The 307-nt window shown below is 59.6% G+C and carries 1 protein-coding gene; it reads right to left on the bottom strand.

The window, feature by feature from the left end:
- The coding region (locus tag HMPREF2604_RS05800; RefSeq protein WP_141746434.1) for a DDE-type integrase/transposase/recombinase at window positions 1–307 on the bottom strand (307 nt) is incomplete at both ends.

Consider the following 307-nt stretch of genomic DNA (forward strand, 5'->3'; position numbering starts at 1 on the left):
GAAGCACACACCAGTACGCCCCACAGACTGGGCAATGCCCAGTCTGCTGCAGACCTCCCAGAGCTTCTCACTGGTAAATTGCGTTCCGCGGTCAGCGTGAAACACCAGCCCATCAGGAACGTCACCGCGCAGTGTATGCGCCATCCGCAGGGCCCGTTCGACCAGGTGTGTGTCTTGCACGCTATCCATAGCCCAGCCCAGCACTCTGCGGGAATGACCGTCGCGGACCGCGCACAAATACAACCAGCCCTCACCGGTGCGCAAGTAGGTAATATCTGACATCCACACCCGGTTGAGCTCACCAGTA

It is taken from the genome of Corynebacterium sp. HMSC055A01 (genome assembly GCF_001809405.1).
Taxonomy (GTDB): Bacteria; Actinomycetota; Actinomycetes; order Mycobacteriales; family Mycobacteriaceae; genus Corynebacterium; species Corynebacterium hesseae.